The sequence below is a fragment of the Cryobacterium flavum genome, from assembly GCF_900103805.1.
GTDB classification, from domain to species: domain Bacteria; phylum Actinomycetota; class Actinomycetes; order Actinomycetales; family Microbacteriaceae; genus Cryobacterium; species Cryobacterium flavum.
Genome location: NZ_FNIB01000024.1, coordinates 1 through 15,834 on the forward strand (window position 1 = coordinate 1; position 15,834 = coordinate 15,834).

General features: G+C 62.1%; 18 protein-coding genes and 1 pseudogene. 7 read left to right on the forward strand and 12 right to left on the reverse strand.

The genetic code is table 11. The annotated features are described in order from the left end of the window. A partial coding sequence (locus BLS91_RS18690; RefSeq protein ID WP_092342493.1) for a dihydrofolate reductase family protein occupies nt 1–632 on the reverse strand: 632 nt, incomplete at its 3' end. A gap of 1 nt (nt 633) precedes the next feature. Then, on the reverse strand, nt 634–972 hold the full coding sequence (locus BLS91_RS18695) for an ArsR/SmtB family transcription factor (protein WP_092342495.1): 339 nt from the start codon (nt 970–972) through the stop codon (nt 634–636). Between the two features lie 314 nt (nt 973–1,286). Between BLS91_RS18695 and BLS91_RS18700 the strand changes: the two genes are divergently transcribed. Both BLS91_RS18700 and BLS91_RS20260 read left to right on the forward strand, forming a co-directional pair. Beyond that, entirely contained in the window at nt 1,287–1,970 is a 684-nt protein-coding gene (locus BLS91_RS18700; RefSeq protein WP_159433910.1) for a maleylpyruvate isomerase family mycothiol-dependent enzyme, read from the forward strand. A gap of 154 nt (nt 1,971–2,124) precedes the next feature. Further along, nucleotides 2,125–2,451 carry a hypothetical protein gene (locus tag BLS91_RS20260; RefSeq protein WP_167552446.1) on the forward strand — a complete coding sequence of 109 codons (327 nt, stop codon included), beginning with the start codon at nt 2,125–2,127 and terminating at the stop codon, nt 2,449–2,451. Here BLS91_RS20260 and BLS91_RS18705 read toward each other — a convergent pair. The 7 genes from BLS91_RS18705 to BLS91_RS18735 form a co-directional block, all read right to left on the reverse strand. After that, nucleotides 2,374–2,736, reverse strand: coding sequence for an ArsR/SmtB family transcription factor (locus tag BLS91_RS18705; protein ID WP_092342499.1), 363 nt, complete (start codon nt 2,734–2,736; stop codon nt 2,374–2,376). The genes BLS91_RS20260 and BLS91_RS18705 overlap by 78 nt on opposite strands. Next, entirely contained in the window at nt 2,724–3,326 is a 603-nt protein-coding gene (locus tag BLS91_RS18710) for an SRPBCC domain-containing protein (protein WP_241982996.1), read from the reverse strand. The genes BLS91_RS18705 and BLS91_RS18710 overlap by 13 nt, the downstream gene beginning before the upstream one ends. A 126-nt stretch (nt 3,327–3,452) precedes the next feature. After that, complete coding sequence (locus BLS91_RS18715) at nt 3,453–4,022, reverse strand: alpha/beta hydrolase (RefSeq protein WP_159433911.1); 570 nt, start codon at nt 4,020–4,022, stop codon at nt 3,453–3,455. Between the two features lie 570 nt (nt 4,023–4,592). Continuing rightward, nucleotides 4,593–5,783, reverse strand: coding sequence for a glycosyltransferase (locus BLS91_RS18720; RefSeq protein WP_092342505.1), 1,191 nt, complete (start codon nt 5,781–5,783; stop codon nt 4,593–4,595). After that, nucleotides 5,783–6,394 (reverse strand): TetR/AcrR family transcriptional regulator, encoded by a 612-nt coding sequence (locus BLS91_RS18725; protein WP_092342507.1) that lies wholly within the window; start codon nt 6,392–6,394, stop codon nt 5,783–5,785. The genes BLS91_RS18720 and BLS91_RS18725 overlap by 1 nt, the downstream gene beginning before the upstream one ends. A 342-nt stretch (nt 6,395–6,736) precedes the next feature. After that, nucleotides 6,737–7,108, reverse strand: a complete 372-nt coding sequence (locus BLS91_RS18730; protein ID WP_134505140.1) for a cupin domain-containing protein — start codon at nt 7,106–7,108, stop codon at nt 6,737–6,739. A 510-nt stretch (nt 7,109–7,618) separates the two neighbouring features. After that, on the reverse strand, nt 7,619–8,563 hold the full coding sequence (locus BLS91_RS18735) for a helix-turn-helix transcriptional regulator (protein WP_092342511.1): 945 nt from the start codon (nt 8,561–8,563) through the stop codon (nt 7,619–7,621). Between the two features lie 85 nt (nt 8,564–8,648). Between BLS91_RS18735 and BLS91_RS18740 the strand changes: the two genes are divergently transcribed. Together BLS91_RS18740 and BLS91_RS18745 are read left to right on the forward strand one after the other, a co-directional pair. Further along, complete coding sequence (locus BLS91_RS18740) at nt 8,649–9,047, forward strand: VOC family protein (RefSeq protein WP_092342513.1); 399 nt, start codon at nt 8,649–8,651, stop codon at nt 9,045–9,047. A 35-nt stretch (nt 9,048–9,082) separates the two neighbouring features. Next, nucleotides 9,083–9,478: a hypothetical protein gene (locus tag BLS91_RS18745; protein ID WP_092342523.1), complete on the forward strand. Its 396-nt coding sequence runs from the start codon at nt 9,083–9,085 to the stop codon at nt 9,476–9,478. Nucleotides 9,479–9,978: 500 nt separating this feature from the next. On the opposite strand, the gene katG is transcribed toward BLS91_RS18745, so the two are convergent. Beyond that, nucleotides 9,979–12,291 carry a catalase/peroxidase HPI gene (gene katG, locus BLS91_RS18750; protein ID WP_092342515.1) on the reverse strand — a complete coding sequence of 771 codons (2,313 nt, stop codon included), beginning with the start codon at nt 12,289–12,291 and terminating at the stop codon, nt 9,979–9,981. A gap of 853 nt (nt 12,292–13,144) precedes the next feature. Here katG and BLS91_RS20855 point away from each other — a divergent pair. Then, a pseudogene (locus BLS91_RS20855) lies at nt 13,145–13,417 on the forward strand (NYN domain-containing protein); the annotation flags it as partial. Nucleotides 13,418–13,422: 5 nt separating this feature from the next. Here BLS91_RS20855 and BLS91_RS21015 read toward each other — a convergent pair. After that, entirely contained in the window at nt 13,423–13,548 is a 126-nt protein-coding gene (locus BLS91_RS21015; protein ID WP_255409947.1) for a hypothetical protein, read from the reverse strand. A 177-nt stretch (nt 13,549–13,725) separates the two neighbouring features. Here BLS91_RS21015 and BLS91_RS21250 point away from each other — a divergent pair, with 177 nt between their 5' ends. Beyond that, a complete protein-coding gene (locus BLS91_RS21250) occupies nt 13,726–13,956 on the forward strand; it encodes an OST-HTH/LOTUS domain-containing protein (protein WP_241982997.1) in 231 nt (76 codons plus the stop codon). 23 nt (nt 13,957–13,979) lie between these two features. On the opposite strand, the gene BLS91_RS18765 is transcribed toward BLS91_RS21250, so the two are convergent. After that, a complete protein-coding gene (locus tag BLS91_RS18765) occupies nt 13,980–14,408 on the reverse strand; it encodes a DUF6234 family protein (RefSeq protein WP_092342519.1) in 429 nt (142 codons plus the stop codon). 291 nt (nt 14,409–14,699) lie between these two features. Between BLS91_RS18765 and BLS91_RS18770 the strand changes: the two genes are divergently transcribed. Continuing rightward, entirely contained in the window at nt 14,700–15,284 is a 585-nt protein-coding gene (locus BLS91_RS18770) for a recombinase family protein (RefSeq protein ID WP_092342521.1), read from the forward strand. Nucleotides 15,285–15,834 lie beyond the last annotated feature (550 nt).

The window sequence follows — 15,834 nt, forward strand, 5'->3', positions numbered from 1 at the left end:
ACGTGGATCGTGCCACTCTCGGCCACTTCCGTTGTTACCGTGTGGGTGAGGTCGAGGCTGGGCAGGCCGTCCCACAGCCGAGTGCCCCGGCCGAGGAGGATCGGGGCGACCATGAGGTGCAAGTGATCGACGAGGCCGGCGCGCAGGAAGTCGCGCGCGGTGCCGACTCCACCGCCGACGCGCACGTCCAGGCCGCCGGCAGCCTCGGTCGCCTCCGCGAGCACGTCCTCGATTGCTGCGTTGCGGAAGTGGAACGTTGTTCCGCCCTTCATCGGGATCGACGGACGCGGTGCGGTGTGGGTGAGGACGTAGACCGGGGTGCCGAACGGCGGCTGGTCACCCCACCAGCCCTTCCAATCCGGATCGTCGGGAAACGAGTGCAGGCCGAACATGGTCGCGCCCATGATCTCGGCGCCGACGCCCTCGAAGAACGCGGCCGCGTAGGAGTCGTCGATTTCGGTCGTGCCGGTGCCGCTGGTGTCGCCGAAGACGCGCTCGTGGAACGTGCGGGTCGCGGCGTAGGCTGCAGTGAGGCGCCCCCAGTCCTCACCCATTGGATTTTCGGGGGCGTGTTCGGTCGTCGAGGTGTAGCCGTCCAGCGAGATGAACAGGTCGATGCGAACGCGGGTCATGTCAGGTTTCCTTCGGGGTTGTGCAGGTCATGTGGATGCCGAGCCGGTCGGCTTGGTGTGCGGCGGGGGTTCGTTGCTCGCCGAGCCACAGGTGTAGGACGTCGAGGGCGCCCGGTCGCAGGCTCATGGTGCGGACGCGCCCATGCTTCTGTGACGTGACCAGTCGCGCGTTCTCGAGGACGCGCAGGTGCTGCATGAGCGACGGCAACGCCATCGAGAACGGTGCCGCGAGTTCGGACACGACGGCGGGGGACTTCGCCAACCGTTCCACGACGGCTCGGCGCGTCGGATCCGCGAGAGCGCGGAGCACGGCATCGAGCTCGTCGCGATACTTAGGCACATACCTAATTATTCTTGAAGGGCAGGGATTCGTCAACTGGCTCACGCCAGGAACGTGTCCCGCGTTTGAAGAGTGTCCGGAATTGATCACTTAACACCAGTGTCATTTTCCGTACTCGCCCCCACAAATTATCCACACCGACGTCGACCCTTGCTGCCGTCCTGCATGGGGAACGTTGAATGGGACTTTCAGAGAGTCACTGGGCGGAACACCCGCACGTGTCCAAAGGAGTTTGCTGGTCGCCGCGACAAAATCGAGTAGTTGAAATCGGTAGTCTTACTGTGGCGAATGCTTGTAAGGGACCCCCTCGACAGGTGACCTTTTTGATGACCACCCGTTTCGGAGGCCAATTAGCCGTGACAACGACAGGCGTAGAGACGCTGTACGCCGCTGAGCGCGACCGATTCGCCGAGGATCTCGCCGGTCTCGATGACGCATCCTGGCAGACGCCGAGCCTGTGTCGCGGGTGGACAGTGCGCGACTTGTGCGCGCATCTGCTCATGCCCTACGAACTCGGATTTGGCAGCTTTATTGTCGGTCTCGCGCAAGCGCGCTTCAACTTCGACGAGTTCGCTTATCGCTGGGCCAGGACTGACCGGCGAACCGGCACCGAGCTGACGCGCTTGATCGCGAAGACCAATGTTGCCGGTTTCGCGGTCCCCGACGCGGGAGAACTCGCCCCACTGGCACACTTGGCCATTCACTCCGGAGACGTTCGTCGGCCGCTCGGCCTTGCTGGTCGGATTTCCCCTGAAGCGGGCTGGCTGGTCCTCAATGAGCTGACGAGTGGCAGGCACTCGGTCGGTGACGATCTCCTTCGTGGGCTGCGCTTCCAAGCCACCGATACCGACTGGTCGCTGGGTGGAGGACCCGAAGTCAGTGGCGATATCGCTACTCTTCTCAGCGCACTCAACCGCCGTCGTGCGGCCGCGGCTGACTTGGCGGGCGCCGGTGCAGACGAGTTCCGGTCCCGCATGGGAAGGGTGAGTGGACGCTGATGCACGTCGAGCGAATCGGGATCCTGCACAAATGTTTGTTCGCGAAATTAGCTGGCGCCTGACTTGTGTCGACTCCGGCCGAGAGTTGATCGGCGAAGTCGCACAGTATCGTGGCTTGATTTCGAACGTGGTCTATCAAGTCGGACCTACCTGAGTGGGCGGCAATGATCCGATTCAGGTTCCAGGAATCGAGAGAAATCCGGTTGTCGAAGCTGGGACGCGAGCCCGAAACGACCCCGAGCGCAACCGCCGCGATGGCGGCATCCACACTGAGGAGATGAGCCAATATCTTATCGGCGGTCCAACCCCCGTCACCGGCTTCGCCGAGATCGGGAATGGATGCCGTTTCGAACAACTTTTCATAGGCGCTTCGAAGGGCTGTTGTGATCATGAGATGCTTCCTCTACGTCTTGTTTTGTCGGCCGGGATCAGCGCCTTGGTGACGCTGGATTGCTTCGGCGATCTGGGTGATCCGCTGTAACCGTGCGTCCCACGATGCCCCGACGGTGGAGAGCTGCGCTACCGCGCGAGCGAACTGTACATCGTCCAACCTGTAACACATCTCCCGTCCGATGGGCGCGGCATGCACCAAGCCAACACGGTGGAGTACCCCAAGGTGCTTTGCAACGGCCTGACGTGTAACGGGAAGTTCGTGGCTGAGGCTGGTTGCCGTGCCACCGCCAGCCGCCAAGAGCATGTCGAGCATGCGCCGCCGGGTCGGGTCGCCGATCGCAGACCACAGATCATCGTCGATTACCGCAGCCATTGGGCGGCAACCAGTTGCCCGAGATAGTCGCGAAGGCTGGCCAAGTGCGTAGTCCAGCCGACGGAGTGCTCCTTGTATTGTTCCTCAAGAACGGCAGCCTCCCAATCCATTTCGCGGAATCCCACCTCGGTAAGACGAACCACGGTGCCAGTGCCAGACGGCACGAGTTCGAAGGTCACCAGCAACGAGTTAGCAGGGGTCGCGACCTCATCGAGGGGATAACCCCAACGGAAGGAAAACAAACGAGGCTGTTTAGCATCAACCACGGTGATGGAAACGACCTCTGCCTCAGCTTTGGCTTTGTCTCCCCAAACAAGTTCACCGACAGCACCTGGGACAGGTTCCAGGTGCGCCTCAGCGTGCCACCATTCCCGGATGTGCGCGGGACTGCTGATGACTGCGTAAACCACCTCGGGCGAGGCGGCGATGCGGAACTCGCGTTCGATGCGTCCGTACTCCATTTTCGCCCGACCTTCTGCAATGTTTGGTTGCACGTCACCATAGCCCCACGCACCCGCTTCGCGCAACCGAAGGTTGCTTGAGTGAGTGGAAATGCCGGACATTATCGGCACACCCGACACGGCGATCACCGGCTGTCGCGCAGGTCCCGTGTGGGGAACGCTCAGCGGGCTCAGCAGTCGTAGCCAACGCGCCTGTGACTGCGAACGCTCGATGGTGGCGTTCTATTGTTCCTACGGCGCCAGGGAAACAACCGATCAGACGGTTAGGTCCAGCCACGCGATGATGGCGGCGCGTGCTGCTGCAGGTTGCTCGTGAAACAGGAAGTGCCCGGCGTCTTTAATAACCGTGTAGGTGGCCGTGGTCAGTGCTGCCGCTGATTCTTCGGCGGCAGCAATCGGAATGAGGCGATCGCCAGCGCCGTGAATGATCGCGGTCGGGCAGGTAATCGCGGGCAGCAAGTAGCGCAGGTCAGCTCGGTTCACAACAGCCTGCTGTTGCCGGAGAAACGCGTCGGCGCCGACCGGGGTCGTCATCTGTCGCCAGATGGCGAGAAGTGCTTCATCGGATTCGTTCTCCGCCGCGACCACGCCGGGAAAGGCGGCATCGATCAGAGCCGTGAATTGTCCTGCTTCAACGAGGGCCGATTGCCGAGCGCGGGCCGCTTTCTGCTCATCAGTGTCGGCCCGAGCGGATGTGCTCACGAGCGCGAGTGCGGTAACGCGCTCGGGTGCCTGCCGCATCACCTCGAGGGCAACATACCCGCCCATACTCGTTCCAAGAACAGCGAAGTCTCCAATGTTCTCGCACAGGAGACGTTCTGCCATGGCCGCGATGGTTTTATCGCGGCGTGTATCTGCGATGGTGACTTGACCTCGCGACCAGAGCGTGTCGAGCACGGGGACGTAGGCAAGAGGCGAGCAGAGGAGGGGCGGGACAACGATTATCTTCATAACTTTATTGTTCCTCCTGTCTGTGACATCGCTCAGTGAGCAGTGCCCACAAGCCGGACGGCGATCGGCACACCCGAGACGGCGATCACCGGCTGTCGCACAGTTCCCGTATGGGAACCTCCACCGGACACACCCTGGCGTTGACGAGCACCGTTGCTGTGACTGTTAATTAGTAATGGCGGGTAATCGCAGCTTCAATTGGCGGTTCTGTCGCCCGGGCTCATGCTAGTCGGGCTCATTGTCAGGTCCGAGTACCTGATATTGGCGCCGCACCTGCGGAAATCAGTGCGTTCCTGACTCCTGTTTGTGGTTGCATTCGTCGATCCGCAACCGCAACCGCTTCATTAACGAAACCCAATCGCGGGACGGTTAGTTTCGGAGACCAAATTTCGGTTGCCGACAGGTCGGTGTGTTCAGCAGAGCTCTTGCCTCGTTGAGATGAGTTCAGTGGATCGCGGCGAGGAGGGTCAGCGCCGTTAGGGTTCCGTCCTCGGCGGACATGGCCTTGGCGACCTCGGTGATGCGGGGACGGCACTGCTCCGCCTCGTCGAGTGCGGCGCTGAGGGCTGGGACGGTCAACGCACGTTGCGGGATCGGCGCGGGTGTCAGACCCATTTCGTAGAGACGGGATCCCCAGAACGGCTGGTCAGCGATGAATGGCACGATCACCGATGGTGTTGCGGCAGTCATCGCGGCGTGCACGGTGCCGATGCCGCCGTGATGCACTGCCGCGGTCGCGTGCTGAAGCACCGCCGTATGCGACACGGTCTGCACGACGAGCACGTCGGCGCCGAGGCGGTCCGGGGGCACCTCGATGCCGCCGACACCGGTAGCGATGAGACAGCGGCTCCCGCGCTCCCGCGCTACGTCTACGATCGCGCCTCCACGCGATGTGGCGTTTCCCACCGCCATCGAGCCGAAGCCCGCATAGATGAATGGACCGTCTGTGACGAACTCGGCGACTTCGAGCTCGAGAGCCGCCAATCGGTGTGCGCGAGTCCAGGGGCCGGTGAGGTGCACCGATTCTGGCCAGTCGTCGGGGCGCGGAAGGATCGCTGGGCTGATGGGCATGAGAGTGGCAGCGGGGGCAGAAACCTTGCGCTTCCGTGCGCCGACCATTCTGCGCACCTCGCCAAGTTCAGAGCGGAACATTATCGATGCCGCGCCCGCCGCCTGATACGTCAAGCGATTCAGGGGGCCGATTCCGCGAGTAATTGTGCCTGCGGCGGGAAAGGCCCTAGTGGGCGTAAGAGTCGGCACGATTTCGACCACGACGTGTGGCACTCCCAGTGCATCCGCTACCAGCGGAGCCGACAGGACCTTCGGGTGGTAGACAATCAGGTCGGGCTCGTACTCGAGCGCCGCTAGCGCACCGCCGACGATGACGCCTCGCATCACCGGGCGCACCACGGAGCGGTAGTTACGTAGCGCCGCCGTGATAGAAACGCCCTGATCCTCGATCACGCGCGTGTAGTCCACCCCCATGCTTGCGACATCGAGGTCAGCCATGTCAACGCCCGAATTCTTCGGGGCGACAAGGCGCACCTCGTGCCCCGCTGCACACGCCCGCTCGGCCAGGGCCGCGAAAGGCTCGACATCACCCCGCGAGCCCGCCGTCGCCAGCAAAATCCTCATTACCGTTCTCCTCGGACGCCCATCGCAGCATCGAGCAGCCCACTGTCCGTGACGAGACCGCGCGTGTAAATCTCCGCAATCGGAACCGCAAGTCGCGCCATTGCCGCGTCCAAGCCTGCGTCTGCCCACCGGGTGAGGTGCGCAGAGAAAGCGAACGGCGTAAGTCCCAGCACGAGCAGCGCCATTGCCTGCGCGTCGGGGTCGGACGATCCGCGCAAAGAGCCCGACTCCGCGCCCTCCGCGACCACCGCACGCGCCATCCCCAGCAGCACATCGAACAGTTCGCGAGACTCCTCGGAGTCCTCCGCGACCGCACGCGTCGCATACGAGCCGTACTGAACGAAGACCGCGTCAAGCCTTTCGGCGGCTGAGGCGTCCGGTCGGCCTTTGTCGCGCAGGAAGTCCACGACGCGACGGTTGCACTCTCGACGGAGGCCGTCCTTGCTGCCGAAGTGGTGAATTACCAGAGCGGCACTCACCCCAGCATCCGCGGCGATCTCCCGGATGGTCGCCGCGGCGAATCCGTTCCGAGCGAAGCGCTTGAACGCCGCAGCTACTATCCGCGCACTCATCTTCAGATCACTCCACGGCAACGTGGTGTCTGAACTCATGTTCAGTAATCTACTCACTTGTTCAGGTTTGCGTCAATACTGCAATCGCAACCGGAGCGTCGGCGCTTGAGCGACGTGCAACTAGGTATTCACGAACGACCGTCCATGAGACACCCGGGGCGGTCGTGCTCCAGATCTGTGAATCACGGCGCTAATGGCGGCCTTTCGCAGCGCTGAACGTCACCCCAACGCACGTAAGCCGATCCTTCAACAGTGTGATCAGACCGTTCCGCCGGTCGCACGGATCGCCTCATCGACCGGCGTATGTCTACTCTGCCCGTCTTTAAATGCCACGATACGGTCTTGATGCGGCAGGTGCTCAACGGTCGCAAACCGTTGCTCTCAGGACCAGTACTGCGTGTTCCATGGCCCGGTCGCTGTTCCGATCAGCACCGTGTCCTCTTCGGCACCATCGAAATGGATCGCGTGAGCTGGCACAAACAGGAACGACCCCGCCGGGAAGCGATCCGCGTCTCCCTTGATAAAGGAGGTGCCGTATCCGAGCATGAGTTCGCCGTAGGCCACGTGCAGGTGCGCGTCGGCGGTGTGGTGGTGCGGGGCGTCGAATACGCCCGCGGGGATAAAGAACGCGTAGGTGAACATGTGCCCTGGCTCACGAGAGCCGACGAGTGTTGCGGACTTCGTGCCGTCGTCGTGAACCGTCTCCCATGGGATGAGGCGGGAATCAAACGACTGTGGCTGCTTCGGTTGCATACCGTCATGGTAACCGCGGCTCACTGCGAACGCTCGCGGAATACAGACACCGCGCTTCTTGGACATAAGGCGACGAAACCTAGGCCAGGTTCGCCAGACCTTCAACAGCATCCAGCGCCCGTTTACCGGTCCCTGAGCGCGACGCGGAACGTCTCGAAAAAGTAAAGAATATTGAGACACCCGCCGCCCTGCTTTCCCTGAATACGCCAGAGCCAGAACACATGGCTCGTCGTGTCTCGGAAATACGTATCACCGGAAATTGTCTTAGCAAGTTATTGGGATGGGACTTCTGGGGCACAATGACGGGGCGCCCTGCACAGGTCACATTGGACTGTTTCCTCATCGTTTGCGACAAGCAGAATAAATGACCGGTTGTGTGACAATTTCTCCATCCGTTGAAGTTACGATCGTGTTGTCACGCAATCGAACGTATAGATGACACGTGTCGAGCCTGGGTTCAGTGCCCGTTAGGCGAACCCTCAACGGGCATTGTGAGTGCGGGTCCCGCGCCTACGGCCCATTGCGCTCTACGATCGCGGCGCCGAGGCGCATGAGCTCCGAGCGCACGGATGCCGGCTCGAGAACGTCAATGTATTCACCCCATCCCGCGAGGCCACGGGCGAGCATGATTTCGGCTGGCGCACTGATTCGCACCCTGGCTTGGTGGCCGTCGATCGCGGTGTCCTCCACTGCCAGCTCGCCGAACTGTTCACGCAGGAAGGGCACGATCTCAGTATTTGTGACCACGATCGTGGATGCGCTCTCGCGCTGCTGATTCACGTCGCGTACGACGCGATTCCATGCCTCTGCGAGGTCGAAGTCATCCGGGCGGTCGGCAGGCTCGTCCGTGACAACAGCCCAGATGATCCGCTCGATGCGAAATGTGCGCTGGGCGCCATCCACGCCGCCGAGTAAGTACCACACCTCATTCTTCTCGACCAGGCCCCACGGGTCACAGAGCCTTTCGACCGGGTCGCGGTCCCAACCCCGGTAGCTCAGACGCACCTTTCGGCGCTGTATGACAGCGACCTGGAGTTCCGTCACGAGTGGTGGCTGTGCGCGACGGGGCCGGCCCCACCGCGCCGGGTCAATCACGACGGCCTCTGCCGCCGCTTCGGCGTCCGTTCTAAAGCTGTCGGGAAGAGCGTGCACGAGTTTGCGGAGCGCCGACTTGGCCTCTGGGACTACGGACGCGGCTGGCCCGACCAGGAGGAAAAGCGCACGCGCCTCAGCCGATGTGAGCCCGCTCAGATCGGTGCGAGCACCGCCGAGTAGTTGCCACCCCCCGCCGCGGCCGGCCTGTGGGTACACGGGAATTCCCGCAGCTGACAGCGCTTCGAGATCACGCCTCGCCGTAGCGACGGATGTCTCAAACTCAGCCGCTACTTCCTTCGCTGTCACGCGTCCCCGCGCCTGCATCAGCAGGAGTGTGGCGACGAGGCGATCTGCGCGCATAAATCAATTGTCGCAAACAAAGTAGTCAGAAGGTGAGCACTTTACTGGTGGAGACTGAAATCACCTGAATCAGAAGGAAGACCACATGTTGCGAGGATTTGCCACCGTCAGCTATTTCGCCGCCGATCTGGAGGCGGCACGCAAGTGGTACAGCGAGCTGCTGGGTATCGACGCGTACTTTCAGATGCCCGGCTACGTGGAGTTCAGGGTTGGCGACTATCAGAACGAGCTTGGAATCATTGACGCGACGTACGCGCCACCAGCGCCAGACGGGCCGGCCGGCGAGATCATCCAATGGCACGTGGACGACCTCCCAGGGTCATTCAAGAAACTGCTGTCGATGGGGGCGACCGAATACCAACCGCCGACTGACCGCAGTGAAGGATTTGTGACAGCATCCGTCGTCGACCCCTTCGGCAATATCCTGGGCATTATGTATAACCCGCACTATCTTGAGGTGCTCAAGAAGGTTTCCGGGAAATGAGCGAAGCTCTCATGTCTCGGTCTGTCGCTCAGAAGATGGGAATCCAGAAGGGCGCGCTGGCCCACTTCGTGAACGCCCCCGTGTCGACCCTGAAGGCCATCGGGCTTCCGGAATTGGAGGTCAGCGAGGATCTCCAGGGTGACTTCGACTACATCCATTTCTTCAGCGTGACTCAATCCGAGATGCACGACATCTTTCCAATACTCAAACTCCATCTGAAGCCGTCGGGCATGTTGTGGCTCTCCTGGCCCAAGGCGCGGAAGCTGGGCTCAGATCTCAGTCTGCCGAAGGTCATCGAGATCGGATACAGTCACGGCCTCGTCGAGAGCACATGCCTGCGCATTGACGACACGTGGGCAGGGCTGAAGTTCACGCACCCGAAGAACGGCAAGATCTACAACAACAGCCACGGAACCCTGCCCGATCACTGAGCCGCGCGCGCCGTTCAGCCCTCGGGTGGCCATGATTAATTCGGCGCCTGTGCGCGTCATAGTTCCATGATTGCGCCGCGCTCTAACTGCAATTCGGTTCGAATGCAATGGCCGTATGCCGAACCTCTACCGGTCACGCGCATTCCTCAGCGGGACATGACCCCGGAAGGCTCAGGCCTTACGAGCCGCCACAGAGAACATCAGCGGCACCCTCTCGTGACCCGAGGCCAAAGCAAATCCGGCCGGCGTCTCTACGAGTGGGGGCACCGGCTTCCAGGGCATAGCAGCCCGGCCACCCTCGCAGGCCGTCGAGGTGCGAGTGTGGTCGACCACGTGCTGCCCGCGGAGGTTCCTTGGCCGTCCCCAGCCTGATCAATCCGTGCAACGTTCGGCTCGCGGCCTCAAGCGTCGTTCGGTCAAGGCCTCGACGGCTTGGAGGCTCAGCGCGTGACCGCGCCGTGCCTCCACGCCGTCAGCTCGCCGGGACGCGACCTCCGGGGTCAGGCGGCCATCGCCCCGTAACGCTTGTGGCCCTTGACGTCGTAGCGGTCGAGCATCATGACCTTCGACCAGACGCGGATGAATTCGCGGACGAACCGCTCTTGCCCGTCGCTGCCCGCGTAGGCGTCGGCGATCGACCGCAGTTGCGCGTTCGAGCCGAATACCAGGTCATTCCGGGATGCCCTCCAGCGAGCCTCGCCGGTCGCCTGAACCCGACCAGTGAAGGTCATCGCGGTCTCGTCGTCCTTCGTCCAGATGAGGTCGGTGTCGGTCAGATTCACGAGGAAGTCGGTCGTCAGGGCTCCGACGTGATCCGTGAGCACACCCACGTCGGACCCGTCCCAGTTGCTGCCGAGCACGCGGAGCCCGGCGTGCAGGACGGTCCACTCCGGTGCGGTGAAAGTGAACAGGTTCGCCTTGTCGAGGAATGCCGCTTCGGGCGCGACGCCCGGAGCAAACTCTTCGAAGCGCTCGGACACGAAGTTGCGGAACCCGTCCGCAATGGGTCGCAGCCACTCGAACATCTCGATGTCGGTCAACTCTTGCGTCGTGTCGACACGGCCTGGCGTAAACGGCACGCTGGCGTCAGATCCTGCCGCCCGTGCCGCCTGCTCCACGGCGGCGCTGCCGGCGAGGACGATGAGGTCGGCGAGAGATACCTTCCGTCCGCCCGACGTCGCCGTGAAAGCCGCCTGCACGTTCCGCAGCGCGTCGATGACTGGGACGGTGCGTCGGTTGACCGCCCAGTCTTTCTGCGGCGACAAGGCCAGGCGGGCACCGTTCGCCCCTCCGCGCTTGTCGCTGTCGCGGTAGGTCGAGGCGGCGGAGAACGCCGTGTAGACGAGGTCGGACACGGACAGCCCGGTCGCGAAGACGGCTTCCTTGAGCGCTGCCACGTCGGCCTCGTCGAGTGAGGATCCTGCTGCGTCCGGGAGCGGGTCCTGCCAGAGCAGGTCGTCGGCGATGGTGACCTCCGGGCCGAGGTACCGGTGCTTCGGCCCCATGTCGCGGTGCGTGAGTTTGTACCAGGCCTTCGAGAACGCGAGGGTGAACAGATCGAAGTCGGCCAGGAAACGCTCGCATATGGCCCGATACTCCGGGTCGACCTTGAGTGCGATGTCCGAGGTCATCATCATGAGCGGGTTCATCTGACCGGGTACGTGGGCGTCCGGAGTCTTCGGCGCCTCCGAGTCAGTCGGTGTCCACTGCAGCGCGCCGGCCGGGCTTTTCGTCTGCTCGTAGTCGTACGCGAACAGGTTCTCGAGGTAGGTGTTGTCCCACTGTGTCGGGTTCGGAGTCCAGCTGCCCTCGATGCCGTTGGTCGAAGTGTGCTCGGCACTGCCGGTACCCACCGGGTTGTGCCAACCGAGCCCCATCGACTCGATCGGGGCTTTCTCGGGTGATGGTCCGATGTCGGATGCGGGTACCTGGCCGTGGCTCTTACCGAACGCGTGGCCACCGGCGATCAATGCCACCGTTTCCTCGTCGTTCATCGCCATCCGCGTGAACGTGATGCGAATGTCGCGTGCTGAGCCCAGCGGGTCGCCGTTCGAATAGGGCCCCTCAGGGTTGACGTAGATGAGCGCCTGGTGCGACGCGGCCAGGGGGCTCTGCAAGTCGTAGCCCGCGTCGCCGTTCTGACCATGCCAGCGTTCGTCGCGGCTCACCATCTCGTCAGGGCTCGCGACCGCGTGCGGGTTCCAGACCTCCGGGCCCCACCAGGTGCCGTCGTCCGGTTCCCACGCATCGAGTCGTCCACCACCGAAGCCGTACGTCGGCAGGCCCATCAACTCGAGGGAGCAGTTGCCGGTCAAGACCATCAGGTCGGCCCACGACAGAGCGTTGCCGTACTGGTGCTTGATCGGCTGTAGGAGTCGTCGTGATTTGTCGGTGTTGCCGTTGTCCCACCAGCTTCCGATTGGTGCGAACCGCTGCATCGCGGTGCCCGCTCCGCCACGGCCGTCGGCAATTCGGTACGTGCCGGCGGCATGCCACGCCATTCGGATCATCTGTGGACCGTAGTTGCCGTAGTCCGCCGGCCACCAGTCGACCGATGTGGTGAGCAGTCGCTTGATGTCCGACTTGAGCGTCGTGAAGTCGATCGTGGCGAAAGCCGCCGCGTAGTCGAAGTCCGCGCCGAGCGGGTCGGCGTCTACGCCGTTCCGGTGGAGAAGCTCAACCCGGAGACGCTGCGGGTACCAACTGTCCAGGGTCGGCGACTGACCGAAGGTGCCACCGAGGTGGTCGCCACCTGCTGGCAGCGCACCGCTCATGTGGAAACTGCATGTGTTGGTCTGGTCGTCAGTGCTCATTGATGCTCCCTGTGTGCTTTAGCTGGATGAGAAACGGTGTCGTCGGGGTCACAATTTAACGATTAGCCGCCGCATCGCAGCGGCGTCAAGCTGTGGTGCAGCGATGCTTCGACGCTGCTGTGAGGCGGTGCGTCGCGGGCTGCCGACGTGACGGGAAGCCCGATAGAGAGATCGTATTCCCGCAAGGTGTGCGTGGCATGCCAAGAAAGTGACTGACTTCTAGACGGCGGTGGTGCGGTGGCCGAGCGCACGACGGCCAAACCATGAGACGTGCGATCACGGGCACCGCGTCTATCAAGGGGGCGCTTGCGAGAGTTTCCGTGGTCTCAAGTCATTCCAGAAGCATTGCACCAGCATCGGAATCGTGCTCGAACAGCAGGACTGTTCCGCGTCCGTCCCAGAAGCGGAGCGCGTCGATCTCGAGCTGGAAACTGGAATGAGGCGGAGTCAGTCGCAAGAGGAGCAGGACCCCGTCACGAGTCACCGGCAGAGCGATCGCATTCGAGCCATGGAGCGCGCTGCCACCCGGCCGCAGACGCCAATCAGCGCACTTGTCTGCAATGCGGCCAGGGAGCGAGTCAAGCCATTCCGTCCCGTTGCTCCACCAACGTGGCAGCTCTCGAAAGGACTGAGGGATTTCGATCTCGTGTTCAGGCCGGGCCGAATCTCTCATCCCCCGAGCGTAACCAACCACACCTCGCCTCGGGCCGCACGTTCAGCGGGTCCCTAGAGTGAGGAAACACGGTCCCTTTCCGGAGCGCGACACGTGTTGGACCATCTGTGTGCAGCGCCCGCAAGCCGAACCCTGAGCAGGCAGGACTAATTGTTGGGCGCTGACTGCCATGCTTGTCACATGGCGAAACCGAACGATCTCCTCGCAGTCCTTGTCGACGCGGACAACGTGTCCCCTGCAAAGATCGGCGCAGTCCTCGCCGAGGTCGCACGTTTCGGGACTGCCTCTGTCAAGCGGGTTTACGGTGATTGGACCAAGCCGAACCTGAGCAGTTGGAAGCCTATTGCGAGCGAGCACGTGATTCAGCCGATGCAGCAGTTTGCCAACACGATCGGCAAGAATGCGACCGACAGTGCACTGATCATTGACGCCATGGACCTGCTCTACACGCGCCGCTTTCACGGGTTCTGCATCGTGTCATCCGACAGCGACTTCACCCGTCCCGCATCCGCGAAGAAGGCGTCACCGTCTATGGGGTCGGAGAGCGGAAGACACCCCAAGCGTTCCGCAACGCGTGCGATCAATTCACATACCTCGACGTGCTCGACGAGGCTGCAGCGGAGAGCACCGCGGCAGCGCTCACGCGCGTTCCGCCTCCGAAACTACGCAGCGACACGAAGCTCATCTCCGGGCTGCGGATAAGCGTCACCCCTGCATCCGGAGAGGACGGATGGGCGAATCTTGCCACGGTGGGCCAGTTAATGCGTAAGCAACAGCCCGACTTCGACTCACGAAACTGGGGCTATGCCAAGCTGTCCGACCTAGTTCGAGCGACGGAACTCTTCCTCATCGAGACCCGACCTGCTGGCGGACTGCAGCTACAAAACAAGAAGAAGAACGGTGACTGCGCACGGTCTCGACCGGTGCGAGAGCACAAGGGCTTCAATCGCTCGCGTTGCTCAACCCCAGGCCTGACGACCTGCACGCGGTAAACCCCTTCAGCGGGCCCGGGAACTCAGCCCCCGATGCAGTCACCGCTTCCGCTGTAGCAGGGGCGATAATTCGGGTTAATCGTTGAAGCCGGGGGTTCAGGGCGCCAGTCGATCCTTGGCACTGACATCAACAGCGCCACTCCAAGAGCCATGATCAACGCGACGCTCGCGATGAACACGAGGCCGACCCGACGCTGCACGATTGCCCTCACGAGCAGCCCGACTTGAAGGGCGAGCGTGATTCCGGCGGTCACCCAGTAGCCCACGATGTCCGAGGTTGGCGGCTGCGGGCTCAAGCTTGCTGAAAACGCGCGGCGTACGAGCTCGAAGGTCAGCACGAAAGTCACAAACGCGGACCCGAGAGTAAGCAAGTCGAAGCCGCCCCTTTTTGCAGGGGCGGTTGCGTGGTCACTGACGGTAGCAACGTCGCCGATTCCCCGCCATTCGCTCATGACGCCAGCCTAGTCACGGTCGCTCGGGAGCTGATCTGGCAGCTCGACCCCTCTGGACTCGTCTGCGATTTCCTAACTCGTCACTTCAGGCTACGCATAGTCCCGGAGGTGATCGTGATCGCTCGCCAGCACTTCTATCGTGGCAAATGCGGACGGTGCACTCTACTCACCTCTATGACCGCGCGCGTCGGATCTCGGGTGCCGGTGCTCAACTGGCGCTCAGTACCTGCAAGCGGGACCCCCACTGCGACGACTATTGACCCGTTCACAGCAGAGCGGGATGGTCTCGCCATGGATGGATTACTAATTGGATACGCACGCGTTTCCACAGAGGAACAAGATCTCACCGCCCAACAAAACGCCCTGGAACGACTGGGCGTTAGATCGTCACTGATCTACACCGATCATGGTCTGACCGGAACGAACCATGCCCGGCCCGGCCTTCGCGAAGCGCTGGCCGCCTGCCGTGCTGGAGACACCCTCGTCGTCGCCAAACTCGACAGACTTGCACGCTCACTTAGAGATGCGAAAGACATCATTGACGAGCTGACGGCTAAAGACGTCAAGCTGAGTATTGGCGGAGCGGTGCATGATCCGAACGATCCGGTCGGGCGCCTCCTCTTCAACGTACTGGCGATGGTCGCCGAGTTCGAGTCGGACCTGATCCGCGCCAGAACGCCGGAAGGAATGCAGGTGGCCAAAGCGAAGGGACGTCTTCGCGGTAAGCAGCCCAAACTGTCGGTGGCGCAGCAGAAACACTTGATCGAAGTACACAACGCTGGCCTACATTCCAGCGCTGAACTGGCGGAGCTTTTCAACGTTGCGCAGTCGACCGATTATCGAACTATCCAACGTCAGTCCGACTCGGGTCATTGATCGGGGCCTCAACCGAAGTCTCGTTGCCGGACTTGCCGGTCCGGCAACGGGAACCGTAAACGGGCACTTTCGACGTAGCTAAACTTGCGTGGAAATCGGTCAGAATCGGGGGACTTCAATGTTCGATTTGCAGGCAGTCGGCGAACTGATAAGCGACCAGGATCTCAGCAGCTACATAACCGCTTACCTCCTCATCAGCGTTTGGTTGTCGGCGGACATGAGAAGCTGCCCGTAGGCGGCCACGGAATTGCCCGCTGACGGCCAGGAGATCTGCCCGTTGGTGGCCATGAGATCTGCCCACTTCCTTTTCTGAGCCCGACCGGTTAACCGGCGGGAGCCTCTCCCTGGGGTTTGATTGCGGTATCTAGACGCATCAAGCCAGTTCAGGAAGAGGCCCATTTATGAAGGTAGACGTAGAAGTTATGGAAATTCTCGCTGCGTATGATCTGACACGATCTTTTCGCGCTGCTGCGGAGCTGACGGGGTGTTCGCACCACACTGTCGCCCGGCATGTTGCTGCGCGGGATGCGGGCCACCCGCTCGCTGAACC